This window comes from Terrabacter carboxydivorans (assembly GCF_039532035.1).
Taxonomy (GTDB): Bacteria; Actinomycetota; Actinomycetes; order Actinomycetales; family Dermatophilaceae; genus Terrabacter; species Terrabacter carboxydivorans.
On sequence record NZ_BAAARE010000002.1, the window covers coordinates 81,871 to 96,560 of the forward strand.

Genomic DNA, 14,690 nt, shown 5'->3' on the forward strand with positions numbered 1-14,690 from the left:
GCGGGACGGAGCCCCCGTGCGGACGGAAACCTCCGGCATACGATGCAAGGATCCCGAGAAGCTCGAAGGAGTGGCCCATGCCGCACGACCTCGCCCCCGACCTCGTCGAGCGCCTCACGAAGGCGTTCGAGGCCGACCCCACCGCACGGATGCTGCAGAACGCCGTCACGACGACCTCGGTCGACGACATCGCGCTCGACCGCAGGGTCGTGACGGGCATCGACCACTCGGTGTCGCACCTGCTCGACGACTGGAGCGCGACGTCGCAGGAGAAGAGCGGACGCTGCTGGCTGTTCGCCGGCACCAACCTGCTGCGAGCCGGGGCGCGGGAGAAGCTCGGCGTCAAGGACTTCGAGTTCTCGCAGAACCACCTGCTCTTCTGGGACAAGTTCGAGAAGGCCAACCACTGGCTCGAGTCGGTCATCGCGACGGCCGACCGCGACGTCGACGACCGCACGGTCGCCCACCTGCTCGCGACCCCCGCCGAGGACGGCGGCCAGTGGAACATGTTCGTCGCGCTCGTCGTCAAGCACGGCCTCGTGCCCAAGGTCGCGATGCCCGAGACGAAGAGCTCGAGCAACACGCGCCTGATGAACCGCGACATCTCCACGATCCTGCGCCAGGCCGCGCGCGACCTGCGGGCGCTCGCTGCCGGCGGCGCGGGCGACGACGACCTGCAGGACGCCAAGGAGCAGGTGCTCGCCTCGATCCACCGGCTGCTGTGCATCCACCTCGGCACCCCGCCCGAGTCGTTCGTCTGGCAGTGGAAGGACAGCGACGGCGGCTTCCACCGCGACGGCGCCATGACCCCGCTCGAGTTCGCGGAGCGCTACGTGACGGTGCCGCTCGAGGACTACGTCTGCCTCGTCAACGACCCGCGCGCCACCAGCCCGTACGGCCGCACGTTCACCGTCGAGCACCTCGGCAACGTCGTCGGTGCGCCGCCCGTCGCCTACCTCAACGTCGAGCCCGACCTCATGAAGTCCCTTGCCGCGCAGGCCATCGTCGGTGGCGAGCCGGTGTGGTTCGGCTGCGACACCGGGCAGATGTCCCACGCCGACCTCGGCGTCTGGGACGCAGCGCTCTTCGACCACGCCGCGCTCTACGGCACCCAGCCCAGCCTCGGCAAGGCCGACCGGCTGCTCCACCACGAGTCGCTCATGACGCACGCCATGCTCTTCACCGGCGTCGACCTGCACGACGACGTGCCCCGTCGTTGGCGCGTCGAGAACAGCTGGGGCACCGAGAAGGGCGACAAGGGCTTCATGACGATGAACGACTCGTGGTTCGCCGAGTTCGTCTTCGAGGTGGCGGTCCGTCGTGACGCGCTGCCCGCCGAGCTGCAGGCGGCGCTGGACCAGGACCCGATCGTGCTGCCCGCGTGGGACCCGATGGGTGCCCTCGCCGACTGAGTCCTGCCTGTGTCGACGAGCGTCGACGAGCGCGCTGCCGCCCTCGGGCGGTGGCGCGCTCGTGCGTCACGGTCCCGGTCGGCCCGTGATCCGTCGGCGGTCGGGCACGTCCTACGCTGCGAGACGTGACGACGGCAGACGCGACGACGACGACACCGGGCCCGACGACGGATGCCGCGGTGCCGGCCTACCTGACCTCACTGGGGCTCCCGGGGCTCGCGGACATCCACGTGCACTTCCTGCCCGACTCGATGCAGCGCAAGGTGTGGGGCTACTTCGACGAGGCCGAGACCCACTACGGCGCGCCGTGGCCGGTCACCTACCGCGACGACGAGGCGCAGCGGCTCGACACCCTGCGCACCTTGGGGCTCAAGGCGATCCCGGCGCTGGCCTATCCGCACAAGCCGGGCATGGCCCAGTGGCTGAACGACTGGTGCGCCGACTTCGCCCGGCGCGTGCCCGATGCCGTGCACTGCGCGACCTTCTACCCGGAGCCGGGCGTCGGCGACTACGTGGCCCGAGCGCTCGACGACGGTGCGCGCCTGTTCAAGATGCACGTCCAGGTCGGTGACTTCACCCCGGACGACGAGCGACTCGAGCCGGCGTGGGCGCGGCTCGAGGCGGCACGCGTGCCCGTCGTGGTCCACGCCGGCTCGGCGCCCCTCCGCGGCAGCCACACGGGACCGGAAGCAGTGCGGGAGGTGCTGCGCCGACACCCCGACCTCGTGCTCGTCATCGCGCACCTCGGCATGCCGGAGTACCACGAGTTCGCCGACCTCGCATACGAGTTCGCCGGCGTGCACCTCGACACGACGATGAACGGCACCGACTTCACCAACCGCTTCGCACCCTTCCCCGAGGGCTACGTCGAGCGCCTCGCCGGCCTGCGTGACCGGGTCGTGCTCGGCTCGGACTTCCCGAGCATCCCGTATGCCTACGCCCACCAGCTCGAGGCGCTCGCCCGGCTCGGTCTCGGTGACGACTGGATGCGGGCGGTGCTGTGGCACAACGGTGCCCGACTGCTGGGTCTGTCCGAGCGCTGAGCGACGTTGTCAGGTCAGGTGCTTCGAGAGGAAGGCCTCGGTGCGCCGGATCGAGGTGTCCCACTGCGGTGAGGTGAGGGTGTGCCGGCCGCCGGGGTAGACGTCGAGCTCGACCGACTTGCCCATGGCCCGGAGCGCGGCGACCGACTCGCGCGACCAGGCGAGCGGGCACTCCTCGTCGGCCGTGCCGTGGTGGATGAGCAGCGGCTCGGTGACGCGCCCGAAGTACGTGCGGGGACTCGTCGCCGCCCACGCAGCCGGATCGGCCTCCGGGGTGCCGAGCCGCCCGATGACCGCCCGTGCCGCGCCCGACCGGGAGGCGTCCCGGCGCACCCACTTGTCGAAGTTGTCGACGGTGTCCGAGCTGACCGGGGCGTAGGCCACGGCCGCGCGGAAGAGACCGGGCCGCACGACGAGCGCGTTGTAGACGACCCCGCCGCCCATCGACCGCCCGACGATCGCGAGCCGTCGGGGGTCGACGTAGGAGGCCTTCTGCAGCGCGAGCCCGGCGTTGATCGCATCGACGGTGTAGCCCGCGCGCAGGTTCGCGTCGTTGCGCGGGTCCTTGTCGGACTGAGCGTGGTTGCGGTAGTCGATGTGCAGGGTGACGTGGCCGTGTCGGGCGAGGTGGTCGCGCTCCCGCAGCATCGTCTCGCCGTTGGTGTAGACGGCCGGGTCGACGTAGCCGTGCGCGAGGACGACCGCCGGGAACGGCCCCGTGCCGCGCGGGATGTTGATGCGCCCGGAGATGGTCAGCCCGTTGCTCTCGTAGGTCACGAAGTACTGCCGGTAGGCGCTGGTGCTGCCCTGCTCCCGCCCGAGCCTCAGGTCGCCGGCGACGTAGCGCGTCGCGATGAGCGCGTCGATCGACGCGGGGTCGGGTGCCGCCTTCGAGGGTGTTGGCGTGGGCCCGAGGGGGCCGCTCGACGTCGAGCTGGGCGCAACGGTCGGGGACGTGCTGGTCGCGCGCGACGGGCTGGCGTATGCCGTGGGCCGCGGACCCGTGGTGCCGTTGCCACGGTCGTCGGTGGGCCCCACGGCGGAGCAGGCGCCGAGCAGCAGGGCGGCAGTCAGGCCGGCGACGGCAGCGGTGACGGTTCGGCGGGTGCGCACCTTCGAGTCTCACCCCGCAGGGGCGCGATTCCCAGCCCGCTCCCAGCCTTCGTGCCCGAAGCGAGACCTCCGCGGGCGACCGGCGACCGTCGGTGCAACCGGTCGGGCGACACGCTGCGCGACACGCAGCGAACGGGCGTCACGGCATACGGAGGGTCGTTCGTCGGGTCAGGCGAGCGTCGCGGCGGCCTCGAGGACGGTCCACGCCTGCAGCTGCGGCGACAGCTCGAGCGGGGGCGCCGGCGGGTGCCCACCCGGCTCGACGGGGAAGGCGGTCGGGTCCCGGCGCCCGGCGACGGGCAGGCTGCCCCGCCCGCGCCACAGGGCGTCGGCCGTGCCGGTCACGAGCCGGGCGGCGGTCGCCCGCGACGCCTCGTCGAGGGCCGCGGTGCCGGCCGCGAGGGCCAGGTGGCGCACGAGGATGCCGGTGAAGAGGCCGCCGTCCCCGCCCCCGTGGGTCCGCAGCACCCGCATGCCGTCGACCTCGACGGTGAGCCGTTCGTCGACGGCCGCGACGAGAGCGGCCGCGCGACCGAGGCTCCCGGGGTCCCCGAGCGTGACGAGCGCGCCGAGCACCGTGCCCTGGTTGTAGGACCAGACGTCCGGCACGAGCACCTCGGTCCCCGCCCTCAGCCGGATGCCGTCGAGCACGAGCCCGCTCGCCGGCGACCAGAGGCGCGCGTAGAGCCAGTCGACGAGGCGGCGCGCCTCGGCCGTCCCGCCGAGTCGTGCCAGGTGCAGGGCAGCCGGGCCCGTGGCGGGGCTGTTCTTGAAGTCGCGGTCCCGGCTCCAGAAGAGCCCGCCGCCGAGGTCGTCGGTGTGCGCGGCGCGCAGCTGCTCGGTGAGGTGCCGGTCGGCCGATCGGAGCCGACGGCTGCGGGCCGTGCGGCCGATCTGCGCATGGAGACCCTGCAGCCGGCCCGAGGCGAGCGCGAGCCACGCCATGTCGTCGTAGAAGTCGTTGGTCCACCGCGCGCGGTTGCGCAGCCGGATGGTCGCCAGGAGCCGGTCGCCGAGCGCCGCGCGCGCCCGGGCTGCGGCCACGTCTCCGGTGCGCAGGGCGCGCAGCCCGGCGTCGACGACCGCGTCGAGGTAGTGCGCCTGCCACCAGTAGTGCCACGTGCCGCGGAACCGTCCGAGCGGTCCCGGCCCGGTCGGCGCGGGGTGGGCGATGCTGGCCAGGTGGGTCAGCGGCAGGCCGCCGAGCGAGCCCCCGAAGAGGGCCGTGACCGACCGCTCGGCCTCCGCGGCGCGCTCGTCGAGGGCGGTCGGGGCAGGGGCGGGCTGGCCGTCGGCGGACACGCTGCGACGCTATCGCGGCACCCGACGGCCGGTCGTCTGTGGAAGGGTCGGCACCGGTGTCGAAATGGCGCTGGCCGTTCCGACGTCCCGATGACAGCGCGATGCCGAGGCCGTGCGACGACGGCGCGACGAGGGAGTCGAGATGAAGTACCTGCTGATGATCTGGAGCAACCCGCAGACGTGGGGGCACCCGATCTTCCTGCGCACGCCCGAGGCGGCGGCGATGTCCGGCGACGAGCGTGCTGGGATGCTGCGCGACTTCGAGGAGCTGATGGCCGAGATCAGCGAGTCGGGCGAGCTCGTCACGGCCCAGGCGCTCGCCGACCCGCTCACCGCTCGGAGCGTTCGCGTGCGTGAGGGGGAGAGTCTCGTCACCGACGGGCCGTTCATCGAGTCCAAGGAGCAGATGGCGGGCTACTTCGTCGTCGACTGCGCGTCCCCCGAGCGGGCGGAGGAGATCGCCGGACGATTCCCGGACGCGCGGTTCGCCGCCGTCGAGGTGCGTCCCCTCATGGGCGGATCGGCCGAGGACCTCTGAGGAGGACTGGCACATGGGCGGAGCCGTGGTCACCGACGACCTGTGGCGCAGCGTGACGCCGCAGGTCATCGGTGCGCTCGTGCGCCGCTACCGGGACTTCGACCGCGCCGAGGAGGCCGCGCAGGAGGCACTCCTCGCCGCCGCCAGGCAGTGGCCCGGGGAGGGGGTGCCCGACGACCCCAAGGCGTGGCTCATCCGCGTCGGCTCGCGGCGCCTCGTCGACGGCCTGCGCAGCGACGAAGCCCGCGAGCGTCGTGAGATCGCCGACGCCACCCGGGCGCCCGCGGACAGCCTCGTGGCTCCGGCGGCGTATGCCGTGGGGTCGCCCGACCACGACGACACCCTGACGCTGCTCCTCCTCTGCTGCCACCCGGCGCTCACCCCGGCAGCCCGGATCGCCCTGACGCTCAGGGCTGTCGGCGGGCTGACGACGGCCCAGATCGCGCACGCCTTCCTCGTGCCCGAGGCCACGATGGCCCAGCGGATCAGCCGCGCCAAGAAGCAGATCCGCGACTCCGGCGCCGAGTTCCGGATGCCCGCCCCCGACGACGTGCCCGAGCGGCTGCGGGAGGTGCTCCACGTCCTCTACCTCGTCTTCACCGAAGGTCACACGGCGAGCAGCGGTGACGCCCTGAATCGGGTCGACCTGACGGCAGAGGCGATCCGGCTCACCCGGCAGGTGCGCGAGCTCCGCCCCGACGACGGCGAGGTGGCCGGCCTGCTCGCCCTCATGCTCCTCACGGAGGCGCGGCGGCCGGCGCGCACGAACGCTGCCGGTGAGCTCGTGCCGCTCGCCGAGCAGGACCGCGGGAGGTGGGACACGGCATACGTCCGCGAGGGGGTCGCCCTCGTGACCGACGCCCTGACCCGGACGCGGCTCGGCCCCTACCAGGTGCAGGCGGCCATCGCGGCCGTCCACGACGAGGCGCCGTCGGCGGCTGAGACCGACTGGGAGCAGGTGCTCGCGCTCTACGGGCTGCTCGAGCAGCTGGCACCCGGCCCCGTCGTCACCCTCAACCGGGCCGTGGCGCTCGCCATGGTCGAGGGACCCGCGGCGGGCCTCGCCCTCCTCGACGACCTCGAGCACGACAAGCGCCTCGCCCGGCACCACCGGCTGCACGCCGTCCGCGCGCACCTGCTCGAGCTGGCCGGTGACACCGAGCGCGCCCGCGAGAGCTACCTGCTCGCGTCGCGCCTGACGACGAGCATCCCCGAGCAGGACCACCTCCGACGAAAGGCCGAAGCCCTGTGAGCGAGACCCCGATGAGCCCGACGAGCCCGACGACCCAGACGAGCCCGACGAGCCCGGTGACCGAGAGCGACGTCGACCTCGGCGACGGGCACGTGCTGCACGTCTACGACACGGGCGACCCCGGCATGCCCGGCGTCGAGCCGCTCGTCGTCGTCTGGCACCACGGCACGCCCAACGTCGGCGCCCCGCCGCGCCCGCTCTTCGAGGCCGCGGCGCGGCTCGGGGTCCGGTGGGTGTCCTACGACCGCCCCGGCTACGGCGGCTCGACCCCGCGCCCCGACCGGGACGTCGCCTCTGCGGCGCGGGACGTGGCCGCCGTCGCGGACGCTCTCGGAGTGGGTTCCTTCGCGGTGATGGGCCACTCGGGCGGTGGCACGCACGACCTCGCCCCCGCGGCGTTGCTCGGCGACCGGGTCCGTGGGGTCGTCAGCATCTCGCCGGTGGCTCCGTTCGGTGCCCCCGGGCTCGACTGGTTCGCCGGCATGGCGCCCGGGGGCGAGGCGTCGCTGCGCGCGGCCGCCGCCGGGCGTGCGACGAAGGAGGCGCACGAGGCCGCCGCCGCGCAGGTGCCGGAGGGCGAGGTCGACTTCGGCTTCGTGCCCGCCGACGAGGCGGCGTTCTCGGGGCCCTGGGGCTGGCTCGGGTCGGTCGTCGGGCCGGCTCTCGCTGCCGGTCCGGCAGCCCTCATCGACGACGACCTCGCCTACGTGAACGACTGGGGCTTCGACCCGGCCGACATCACCGCCCCGACCCTCGTCGTCCACGGCGGCGCGGACCGGATGGTGCCGGCGACGCACGGCGAGTGGCTCGCCCGCACGATCCCGGGTGCGCAGCTCTGGCTCCAGCCCGACGACGGGCACATCTCCGTACTACGCACGGCCGAGGACGCGCTGGAGTGGCTCGCCCGCACCGCCCGGACCACGCCAGCCCCCTGACCCTCACCTGGTTCGAGGTGATGTCGGCACGTGCGTCGGTGCCGGCATCACCTCGAACGGGCGGTGGGGTTGAAGGCCCAGAGCGTGTAGTCGTCGAGCCAGCGGACGATCGACCTCATGCGGTTCATGGCTGCTCCTTCGCGGGGACGCGGATCACGGCAGACGACCCCGCGGCGGCCTCATCGCATGCACTTCGCGATCACGCGTGCGAAGCCGTCACCACCACGTTGCACCCGATACGTTGCGCCTCGGTCAGGTCCGCGTGACAGCCGTGTTTCATCTCGACGGCCTGTGCGGTCAGTCGTCGTCGGGCTCGACCTCGTTGAGCAGCTCATCGAGGGCGTGCACGCCGCTCTTGTCGAGGTCGAGCCAGTCCGCGAAACGGTCATAGATCTCGTCACCCGCCAGGCAGTCGACGTGGACGGTGACCGGCCACACCGCTCTGACCCAGTCGACGGCGTCGATGATGTCGACACCCTCCTTCGGGTAGACCACGACCCAGGTCCCCGTGCGTCCGGACGTCGCGTCCACGACGTCCCGGATGGGCACCGGCTCGTCGCCGGCGACGGAGGGAGGTGTGCCTGGGAGGGACAGGTTGCCGAGCTCCGTGCGGCGCTGCTCCTGCTCGATGCGGTCCCACAGGCTCGTAACGAGCGCGTCGGTCGCGACGAGGAAAGGTGGCGAGGTGATGACCAGCTCGGCGTGGTCACGACCCGTACGGATCGTCGCACCGAGCTGGTAGCGCTGCACCCACCGGCCGTCCCTGTTGTCCACGCCGGCCGGGTCGGCGGTGATCGTGCCGGTGGGGGTGCGGGGCACCCCACCGCTGCCGGCACCAACGAGGACGGCGCGGATGGTCGTGGCCGGGTCGAGCGGTGCGAAGAGACCGCCACGGTAGAGGGAGCCCTCGATGAGGTCGATCGGGAGCGGGCCGACCTCACCCCGCTCGGACCTCAGGGTCAGCGCACCAACGGGTGAGAGGCGCACACGGGTGTAGCGCGCCGCGGCCGCCTCGTCGCCCGACATGGAACCGAAGTTGCCGTCGCCGTCGACGAGCGGGAGGTGCCGTACCCAGTCGGCGACGAGGTCGGCCAGAACCCTTTCGGAGTAACGGCGTCCGAGCCCGGTCGCCGCCTCGAGTCGCTCGAGCACGTGGAGGGTGCTCACGTGCGTTCCGAAGGCCACCCCACCGAGATCCTCGATCGCTTGCAGGAGAGTGACCTCCAACGGCGTGAGGCCGCTCGCCGTCGGGCGGCGGGTCATGCCGGCAGCACCGCCAGCTGCCACGTGCGACCTCCGCGGGCGTACGTCCCGACCCGGCACCGCAGCGCGTCGTCGACGAAGACGTCCAGGGGTCCCCATGACGTGTCGACGTGCGACTGGCCGCCCCTCGCCAGGCGATCTACCGTGGTCCTCACCCCCAGGCTGTCGAGGGCACGCGCCAGTGCGGGGAGGTCCACAGGGCATACGGCCACGTCGAGGTCGCGGGGCGAGCCGCCACCCGCCGTCAGCCACCGCGCCGTGCTGCCCACGACCACGAACTGCGCTCCGCGCCGGTGCAGCTCGGCCGCGAGCCGGGCGGGACGGCTGCTGACGTCGACCATGGCGTCACTCTAGGGACGTCGGGCCCGGGAGATGCTCAGAACCGTCTGCGCAGCTGCCAAGGGGGTCAGCTCACGCTCGAAGCCTTGACCCCCAGCGTCTGCTCGGCCTTGTCGAAGGCCACCTGGGTGCCTCCGTCGATGTCGTCGGGGACGGCGCCGAGGAAGCTCATCATCAGCTCGACGTCACCGACACCCGTCGCCACCTGCGTGGACTCGAACCCGTCGAGGGGCCCGCCCTGGGCGGAGATCCGGAAGGCGACAGGGTCCTTGCCGATCGTCGGGGCCTTGACCGTGCGCACCGCCATCGTCGAGGTGCCCTGGGGCAGTCGCAGCGTCAGCTTCGAACAGGCCTTGACGGCTGCGCGGACCTGGGCGTGGAAGGCCGAGACGCGCTCGGCCCCACCCATCGCCGCGAGCTGCTCGTCGATCCACGGACCGTCCTGGCCGCCGGAGAACGACGTCGCAGCGTTGGCGGTCGCGCCGGGAGCGCTGTCGGCGTTCATGATCGTCACGAGCGTCTTGCAGCGCGGGTCCTTCGACGAGACCGCGGGGCCACCCTCGCCGCTCTGGTCGGCAGGCTCGACCGAGAACCCGGCCGGGAGGTCGTCGATGCCCAGGAGCGCCTTCTCCAGCGACGCCTTGGACCGCTTGGGGGCGGCCGCAGCAGGCGGGGCCGCGCTCGTGGGGGCCGCGGACGAGGTGGTGGGCGTCGACGAGGGCGTCGTCGACGTGGCCGAGGACGCGCTGGTCTGCGCTGCCGGGCTCGCCTGGCCCGGACCGCACGAGGCGAGGAGGACGGCGGCGGGCACGGCGAGGAGAGCGCCGGATCGGCGCAGGCGGGTGGGCATGGTCCGAACGCTATAGCCACGACGAGTGCGCCTCCGGCCGGAGAGACCCCATCGTGTCCGTTCGGTGACTGACGTGGCGAAAGCGTTATCTCCCACGCCCACCCACGGCCACCCGCGCCCACCCATGCCCCCCCGGCCGTCCGCGCCGGCACGGCTTGCGTTGGAGCGCACTCGAAGTCATAGCGTCGAACGCATGACGAAAACGTGGTTCATCACCGGAACGTCCCGTGGGTTCGGTCGCGAGTGGGCGGCCGCCGCCCTCGAGCGGGGCGACAACGTCGCCGCGACCGCCCGCGACACCAGCACCCTCGACGACCTCGCCCAGATCTACGGCGACCGGCTGCTGCCGATCGCCCTCGACGTCACGGACCGTGACGCCGATGTCGCCGCCGTCAAGCAGGCGCACGAGCGCTTCGGCCGCCTCGACGTCGTCGTCAACAACGCCGGCTACGGCCACTTCGGCTTCGTCGAGGAGCTGAGCGAGGACGACGTCCGCGCACAGATGGAGACGAACTTCTTCGGCGCCCTCTGGGTGACGCAGGCCGCGCTGCCGATCATGCGCGAGCAGGGCTCGGGCCACATCATCCAGGTCAGCTCGATCGGCGGCATCTCCGCCTTCCCGATCGTCGGCGCGTACCACGCGTCGAAGTGGGCGCTCGAGGGCCTGAGCCAGTCGCTCGCGCAGGAGGTCGCGCCCTTCGGCATCAAGGTCACCCTCATCGAGCCGGGCGGGTTCTCCACCGACTGGGCCGGCCCGTCGGCCAAGCACTCGGAGCCGTTGTCGACCTACGACGACATCCGCGAGCGCACCCACCGCGAGCGCGCGGCGCGCAACACCTCCGGCCCCGGCGACCCCAAGGCGTCGGCTGCAGCGGTCCTCAAGGTCGTCGACGCCGACGAGCCTCCGCTGCGCGTCTTCTTCGGCGCCGCTCCGCTCTCGATCGCCAAGGCGGACTACGCCTCGCGGATCGAGACGTGGGAGAAGTGGGACGACGTGTCCCAGCTCGCGCAGGGCTGAGCCCAGCCACACGAGAGGGAGGTATGCCGTCACGCCCGTCGTGACGGCATACCTCCTCGTGCGTGGGGTGACCTCCACGGCCACCTCCGTGGGGCGCTGCGCCGGGCCTGCCGCGTGACCTCCCCGGCGACGGCCTCGTTCTCTCTACGAGACCGACACCGGACGAAGGAGTCCAGCCGTGCCCCGTTCCCCACGCACCACCCGTCTCGGCCGTGCTGCGGCCGCCCTCGTCGTGGCCTGCGGCACCCTCGCCGCCACGGCGGCGCTGGCGCCCGTCACGAGCGCCTCGGCGACGACGACGCCCCAGGTCGTCCAGCTCGGCGACTCCTACTCGGCCGGCAACGGCACGGGGACCTACGAGGAGCGTGACTGCTACCGCTCGCCCGACAACTACGGCTCGCAGGTCGCGACGTCCATCGGTGCGAGCTACACCGACGTCGCGTGCAGCGGCGGGGTCGTCGCCGACATCCTCCACCCACGCGACCTGGGCAACGCGTTCACGAAGTCCGCGACCTACTCGATCGACCCGGCGGCCTACCCCGACCAGCAGAGCGAGTGGCTGAAGCGGGCCCAGACCGAGCGGCTGTGCGGCGTGCCCGCCCAGCCGGACTTCTCTTACCGCTACACGTTCGTCGCCGGCGCCGGCGTCAACGACCTCTACACCGGCACCGTCTCGTGCCAGCTCACCACGCGGGCGCAGATCGACGCGGTCACGCCCGACACCGACTACGTCTTCGTCACCATCGGGGGCAACGACATCGGCTTCTCGACGATCGTCGTGGACTGCCTGACGCTGCGCGACCCGACGAGCTGCAAGCAGGCGCTGGACGCCGCGACGGCCAAGGCCCCCCAGATGGTCGAGAGCACCAAGGACGCCCTGCGCGCCGTCGAGCAGAAGTCGGGCGGCCACGCGCAGGTCTACCTGCTCAGCTACCCGTTCCTCATCAACACCGAGAGCTACGGCATCCCCGAGGCCGCCCCGGTCTACGACGCCGGCAAGGCCCTCAACGACCTCCAGCGCCTCGGCGACCAGCTCCAGGCCCAGGGCATCGCCGAGCTCAACGCCGAGCCCGGTGCCGGCAACTACCACTTCGTCGACACGGTGAAGCAGGCCTGGGGCGGACGCGTGCACGGGCTCGACCCGCACGTCGTCGCCGACAACTCCAGGGCGTGGCTCGTGCCCGTCGGCACCCCCGGTCGCGACACGGCCGAGTTCGTCCACCCGACCCAGCCCGGCTGGGACGCGACCGCCGGAGCCCTGCGGACCGCCGTCTCCGGCTGACCCCGTCCCGCGAGAGTGGAGGTATGCCGTCGCGTCCGGTCGCGACGGCATACCTCGTCGCGCTCCCGCGAGGAGTCAGGCCAGCGGTGAGACCGCGCCCATGAGCTCGTCGAGCAGGGGCGCGAGGTGCACGGTGGGGTCGGCGGCCCACGTCGCCTGGGCGATCTCGAGGCAGGCCAGGGCGCTGCTCGTCAGGGCGGCCGCGCGCACGTCCGGTCCCCGGTGTGAGCGCCGTCGGGGCATGCGCTCGCCGACGAGCGGGGTCAGCGCCTCGAGCCACCGGCGGTGCTGCTCGGTGACGGTGCTGCGCAGCACCGGCTCGCGGTGGAGCATGAGCTGGAGCGGCCGCGAGCGTTCGGCGTGCGTCTCCTGCACGGTCACGATGGCGTCGAGAGCGCGGCGCAGGGCCGCCCAGGCGGACTCGTCGGCGGGCCGTCCGCGCATCGCCTCGACGACCGCCTCGCCCGACTCGAGCAGCCGCTCGAGGACGAGCTCCTCCTTGCTGTCGTAGTAGCGGAAGAAGGTGCGGCGCGACATGCCGGCCGCCTCGGCGATCTGGTCGACGGTCGTGTGCTCGAAGCCCTGTTCGGCGAAGAGGCTCCACGCCTGCCTCGACACCTCGTCACGGACGGCGCCGCGGGCGCGCTCGCGAAGGCTCGTCGGGGGCGTGGTCATGGCGCCCACCCTAGCACCGACTGTCATCAAGTGGCTTGAGTGACACTGAGTGCCACATTGGGCGTACAGTGCCAGCACACCCAGATCTCGTAGGAGCAACCCATGTCCGTCAGCACCGAGCCGCCCGAGGCGGCTGCCTCGACCCGAGCACCCGCCCCCTCAGGCGCCACCTCGGAGGTGACCCCCACCCCGGCCGCCGGTCGGGCCAACGTCCAGCTCGTCTTCGTCGGGCTCGGCGCGCTCGTCGTGGCGCTCTCGCAGTCCCTGCTCGTCCCCGTCCTCGCCACCCTGCCGGCCGACCTCCACACGTCCGCGAGCAACGTCTCGTGGCTGCTCACCTCGACGCTGCTCGTCTCGGCCATCAGCGTGCCGATCATGGGACGCCTCGGTGACATGTTCGGCAAGCGGCGCCTGCTCCTCGTCGCGCTCGCCGCACTGACCGTCGGCTCGCTCGTCACGGCACTCACCGACGACGTCGCGCTGCTCATCGTCGGTCGCGCCGTCCAGGGCCTCGCCGCGGCCACCATCCCCCTCGGCATCAGCCTGCTCATGACGACGATGCCCAAGGAGCGCGTCGCCTCGTCGGTCGCGCTCGTCAGCGCGATGCTCGGCGTCGGTGGTGCCCTCGGCCTGCCGCTGGCCGGGTTCGTCGCCGAGCACTTCTCGTTCCACGCCCTCTTCTGGATCACCTCCGTGGCGGGGCTCGTCGCCTTCCTCGGCATCCGGCTCATGGTCCCCGAGGCGCCGGGGCGCAGCGGTGGCCGCGTCGACCTCGTCGGTGCCGCACTCATGGGCGCAGCGCTGCTCGCGCTGCTGCTGCCGCTCACGCAGAGCGCCGCCTGGGGCTGGTCCGACGCCCGCATCTACTGGCTGCTCGGTGCCTCCGCCGTCCTCTTCGCCGTCTTCGGCTGGAGCCAGACCCGCATCCGCGAGCCGCTCGTCGACCTGCGTGCCCTGCGCCGTCGCCCGATCGTGCTGACCAACGTCGCCTCGGTCCTCTTCGGCTTCGCCCTCTTCGCCTCGTTCCTCGGCACCGCGTCGTTCATCGAGGCGCCGGAGGCGAGCGGCTACGGCTTCGGGGCCAGCCTCATGACCGGTGGGCTCGCCCTGCTGCCGAGCGGCATCGCGATGATCCTCTTCTCCCCGGTCGCGGCTCGGCTCATCGGCTCGTGGGGCGCCCCGCGCACGCTCGCCCTCGGCGCGGTCGTCGTGGCCCTCGGCTGGCTCATGCGGATCGTCTGGACCGGGTCGCTGACCGAGGTCATCGTCGGCACCACCGTGGTCGGCGTCGGCACGGGCATCGGCTACGCCGCGATCCCCTCGCTCGTCAACGAGCACTCGCCGTCGTCGGAGATCGCGGCCGCCAACGGCCTCAACACGCTCTTCCGCAGCCTCGGCAGCTCCCTGGCCTCGGCTCTCGGCGGCAGCATCCTCGCCGCCAACACCGTCATCCTCGGCAGCTTCGCGGTGCCGTCGCTGACCGCCTACCGCCAGCTCTTCGCGCTCTGCGCCGGAGCCGCGGTGCTGGCCGCGGTCATCGTCCTGTTCATCCGTCGCGCTCCCGAGCAGGCCGCGACCGCCTGACCCTCCACCCCACGCAGACGAGGTATGCCGTCACGCGCCGGTCGCGACGGCATACCTCGTTCTCGTCGTGCCCGGTCGGGTCAC

Annotated in this window: 14 protein-coding genes; 8 read left to right on the top strand and 6 right to left on the bottom strand. The window is 72.5% G+C overall.

All coding sequences use genetic code 11. The features are described from left to right. Positions 1-77: 77 nt before the first annotated feature. Both ABD297_RS02325 and ABD297_RS02330 read left to right on the top strand, forming a co-directional pair. A complete protein-coding gene (locus ABD297_RS02325; protein ID WP_344252596.1) occupies positions 78-1,412 on the top strand; it encodes a C1 family peptidase in 1,335 nt (444 codons plus the stop codon). Between the two features lie 125 nt (positions 1,413-1,537). Further along, positions 1,538-2,455 carry an amidohydrolase family protein gene (locus tag ABD297_RS02330; RefSeq protein ID WP_344252597.1) on the top strand — a complete coding sequence of 306 codons (918 nt, stop codon included), beginning with the start codon at positions 1,538-1,540 and terminating at the stop codon, positions 2,453-2,455. Positions 2,456-2,464: 9 nt separating this feature from the next. On the opposite strand, the gene ABD297_RS02335 is transcribed toward ABD297_RS02330, so the two are convergent. Both ABD297_RS02335 and ABD297_RS02340 read right to left on the bottom strand, forming a co-directional pair. Next, positions 2,465-3,568: an alpha/beta hydrolase family protein gene (locus ABD297_RS02335; protein WP_344252599.1), complete on the bottom strand. Its 1,104-nt coding sequence runs from the start codon at positions 3,566-3,568 to the stop codon at positions 2,465-2,467. Positions 3,569-3,736: 168 nt separating this feature from the next. Continuing rightward, positions 3,737-4,870, bottom strand: coding sequence for a glycoside hydrolase family 76 protein (locus tag ABD297_RS02340; protein WP_344252600.1), 1,134 nt, complete (start codon positions 4,868-4,870; stop codon positions 3,737-3,739). Between the two features lie 142 nt (positions 4,871-5,012). Here ABD297_RS02340 and ABD297_RS02345 point away from each other — a divergent pair, with 142 nt between their 5' ends. Genes ABD297_RS02345 through ABD297_RS02355 form a run of 3 tightly spaced genes read left to right on the top strand, consistent with a single transcriptional unit; the run spans position 5,013 to position 7,595 of the window. Next, entirely contained in the window at positions 5,013-5,408 is a 396-nt protein-coding gene (locus tag ABD297_RS02345) for a YciI family protein (RefSeq protein WP_344252602.1), read from the top strand. A gap of 13 nt (positions 5,409-5,421) precedes the next feature. Then, positions 5,422-6,660 carry an RNA polymerase sigma factor gene (locus ABD297_RS02350; protein WP_344252604.1) on the top strand — a complete coding sequence of 413 codons (1,239 nt, stop codon included), beginning with the start codon at positions 5,422-5,424 and terminating at the stop codon, positions 6,658-6,660. After that, positions 6,657-7,595 (top strand): alpha/beta fold hydrolase, encoded by a 939-nt coding sequence (locus ABD297_RS02355; RefSeq protein ID WP_344252606.1) that lies wholly within the window; start codon positions 6,657-6,659, stop codon positions 7,593-7,595. The genes ABD297_RS02350 and ABD297_RS02355 overlap by 4 nt, the downstream gene beginning before the upstream one ends. Positions 7,596-7,892: 297 nt before the next feature. Here ABD297_RS02355 and ABD297_RS02360 read toward each other — a convergent pair whose 3' ends face one another. The 3 genes from ABD297_RS02360 to ABD297_RS02370 all read right to left on the bottom strand — a co-directional run bounded on the left by ABD297_RS02360 (position 7,893) and on the right by ABD297_RS02370 (position 10,047). Further along, on the bottom strand, positions 7,893-8,762 hold the full coding sequence (locus ABD297_RS02360; RefSeq protein ID WP_344252608.1) for a DNA gyrase subunit A: 870 nt from the start codon (positions 8,760-8,762) through the stop codon (positions 7,893-7,895). Between the two features lie 92 nt (positions 8,763-8,854). After that, a complete protein-coding gene (locus tag ABD297_RS02365; RefSeq protein ID WP_344252610.1) occupies positions 8,855-9,199 on the bottom strand; it encodes a hypothetical protein in 345 nt (114 codons plus the stop codon). 65 nt (positions 9,200-9,264) lie between these two features. Next, positions 9,265-10,047, bottom strand: a complete 783-nt coding sequence (locus tag ABD297_RS02370) for a hypothetical protein (protein WP_344252612.1) — start codon at positions 10,045-10,047, stop codon at positions 9,265-9,267. A gap of 193 nt (positions 10,048-10,240) precedes the next feature. Between ABD297_RS02370 and ABD297_RS02375 the strand changes: the two genes are divergently transcribed. Next, complete coding sequence (locus ABD297_RS02375; protein ID WP_344252613.1) at positions 10,241-11,065, top strand: SDR family oxidoreductase; 825 nt, start codon at positions 10,241-10,243, stop codon at positions 11,063-11,065. A gap of 178 nt (positions 11,066-11,243) precedes the next feature. Then, entirely contained in the window at positions 11,244-12,347 is a 1,104-nt protein-coding gene (locus tag ABD297_RS02380) for an SGNH/GDSL hydrolase family protein (protein ID WP_344252615.1), read from the top strand. A 75-nt stretch (positions 12,348-12,422) separates the two neighbouring features. On the opposite strand, the gene ABD297_RS02385 is transcribed toward ABD297_RS02380, so the two are convergent. Beyond that, the gene (locus ABD297_RS02385; protein WP_344252617.1) at positions 12,423-13,022 is read right to left on the bottom strand and encodes a TetR family transcriptional regulator; all 600 of its coding nucleotides are present in this window, start codon (positions 13,020-13,022) and stop codon (positions 12,423-12,425) included. 102 nt (positions 13,023-13,124) lie between these two features. Here ABD297_RS02385 and ABD297_RS02390 point away from each other — a divergent pair, with 102 nt between their 5' ends. After that, complete coding sequence (locus ABD297_RS02390; RefSeq protein ID WP_344252619.1) at positions 13,125-14,606, top strand: MFS transporter; 1,482 nt, start codon at positions 13,125-13,127, stop codon at positions 14,604-14,606. The last annotated feature ends 84 nt before the right edge of the window (positions 14,607-14,690 follow it).

What these genes read in the sequence shown, in the direction of transcription:
- ABD297_RS02390 (WP_344252619.1), top strand. Translation starts at nt 13,125, where the DNA reads ATGTCCGTCAGCACCGAGCCGCCCGAGGCGGCTGCCTCGACCCGAGCA.
- ABD297_RS02350 (WP_344252604.1), top strand. Translation starts at nt 5,422, where the DNA reads ATGGGCGGAGCCGTGGTCACCGACGACCTGTGGCGCAGCGTGACGCCG.
- ABD297_RS02375 (WP_344252613.1), top strand. Translation starts at nt 10,241, where the DNA reads ATGACGAAAACGTGGTTCATCACCGGAACGTCCCGTGGGTTCGGTCGC.
- ABD297_RS02365 (WP_344252610.1), bottom strand. Translation starts at nt 9,199, where the DNA reads ATGGTCGACGTCAGCAGCCGTCCCGCCCGGCTCGCGGCCGAGCTGCAC.
- ABD297_RS02345 (WP_344252602.1), top strand. Translation starts at nt 5,013, where the DNA reads ATGAAGTACCTGCTGATGATCTGGAGCAACCCGCAGACGTGGGGGCAC.
- ABD297_RS02385 (WP_344252617.1), bottom strand. Translation starts at nt 13,022, where the DNA reads ATGACCACGCCCCCGACGAGCCTTCGCGAGCGCGCCCGCGGCGCCGTC.
- ABD297_RS02325 (WP_344252596.1), top strand. Translation starts at nt 78, where the DNA reads ATGCCGCACGACCTCGCCCCCGACCTCGTCGAGCGCCTCACGAAGGCG.
- ABD297_RS02370 (WP_344252612.1), bottom strand. Translation starts at nt 10,047, where the DNA reads ATGCCCACCCGCCTGCGCCGATCCGGCGCTCTCCTCGCCGTGCCCGCC.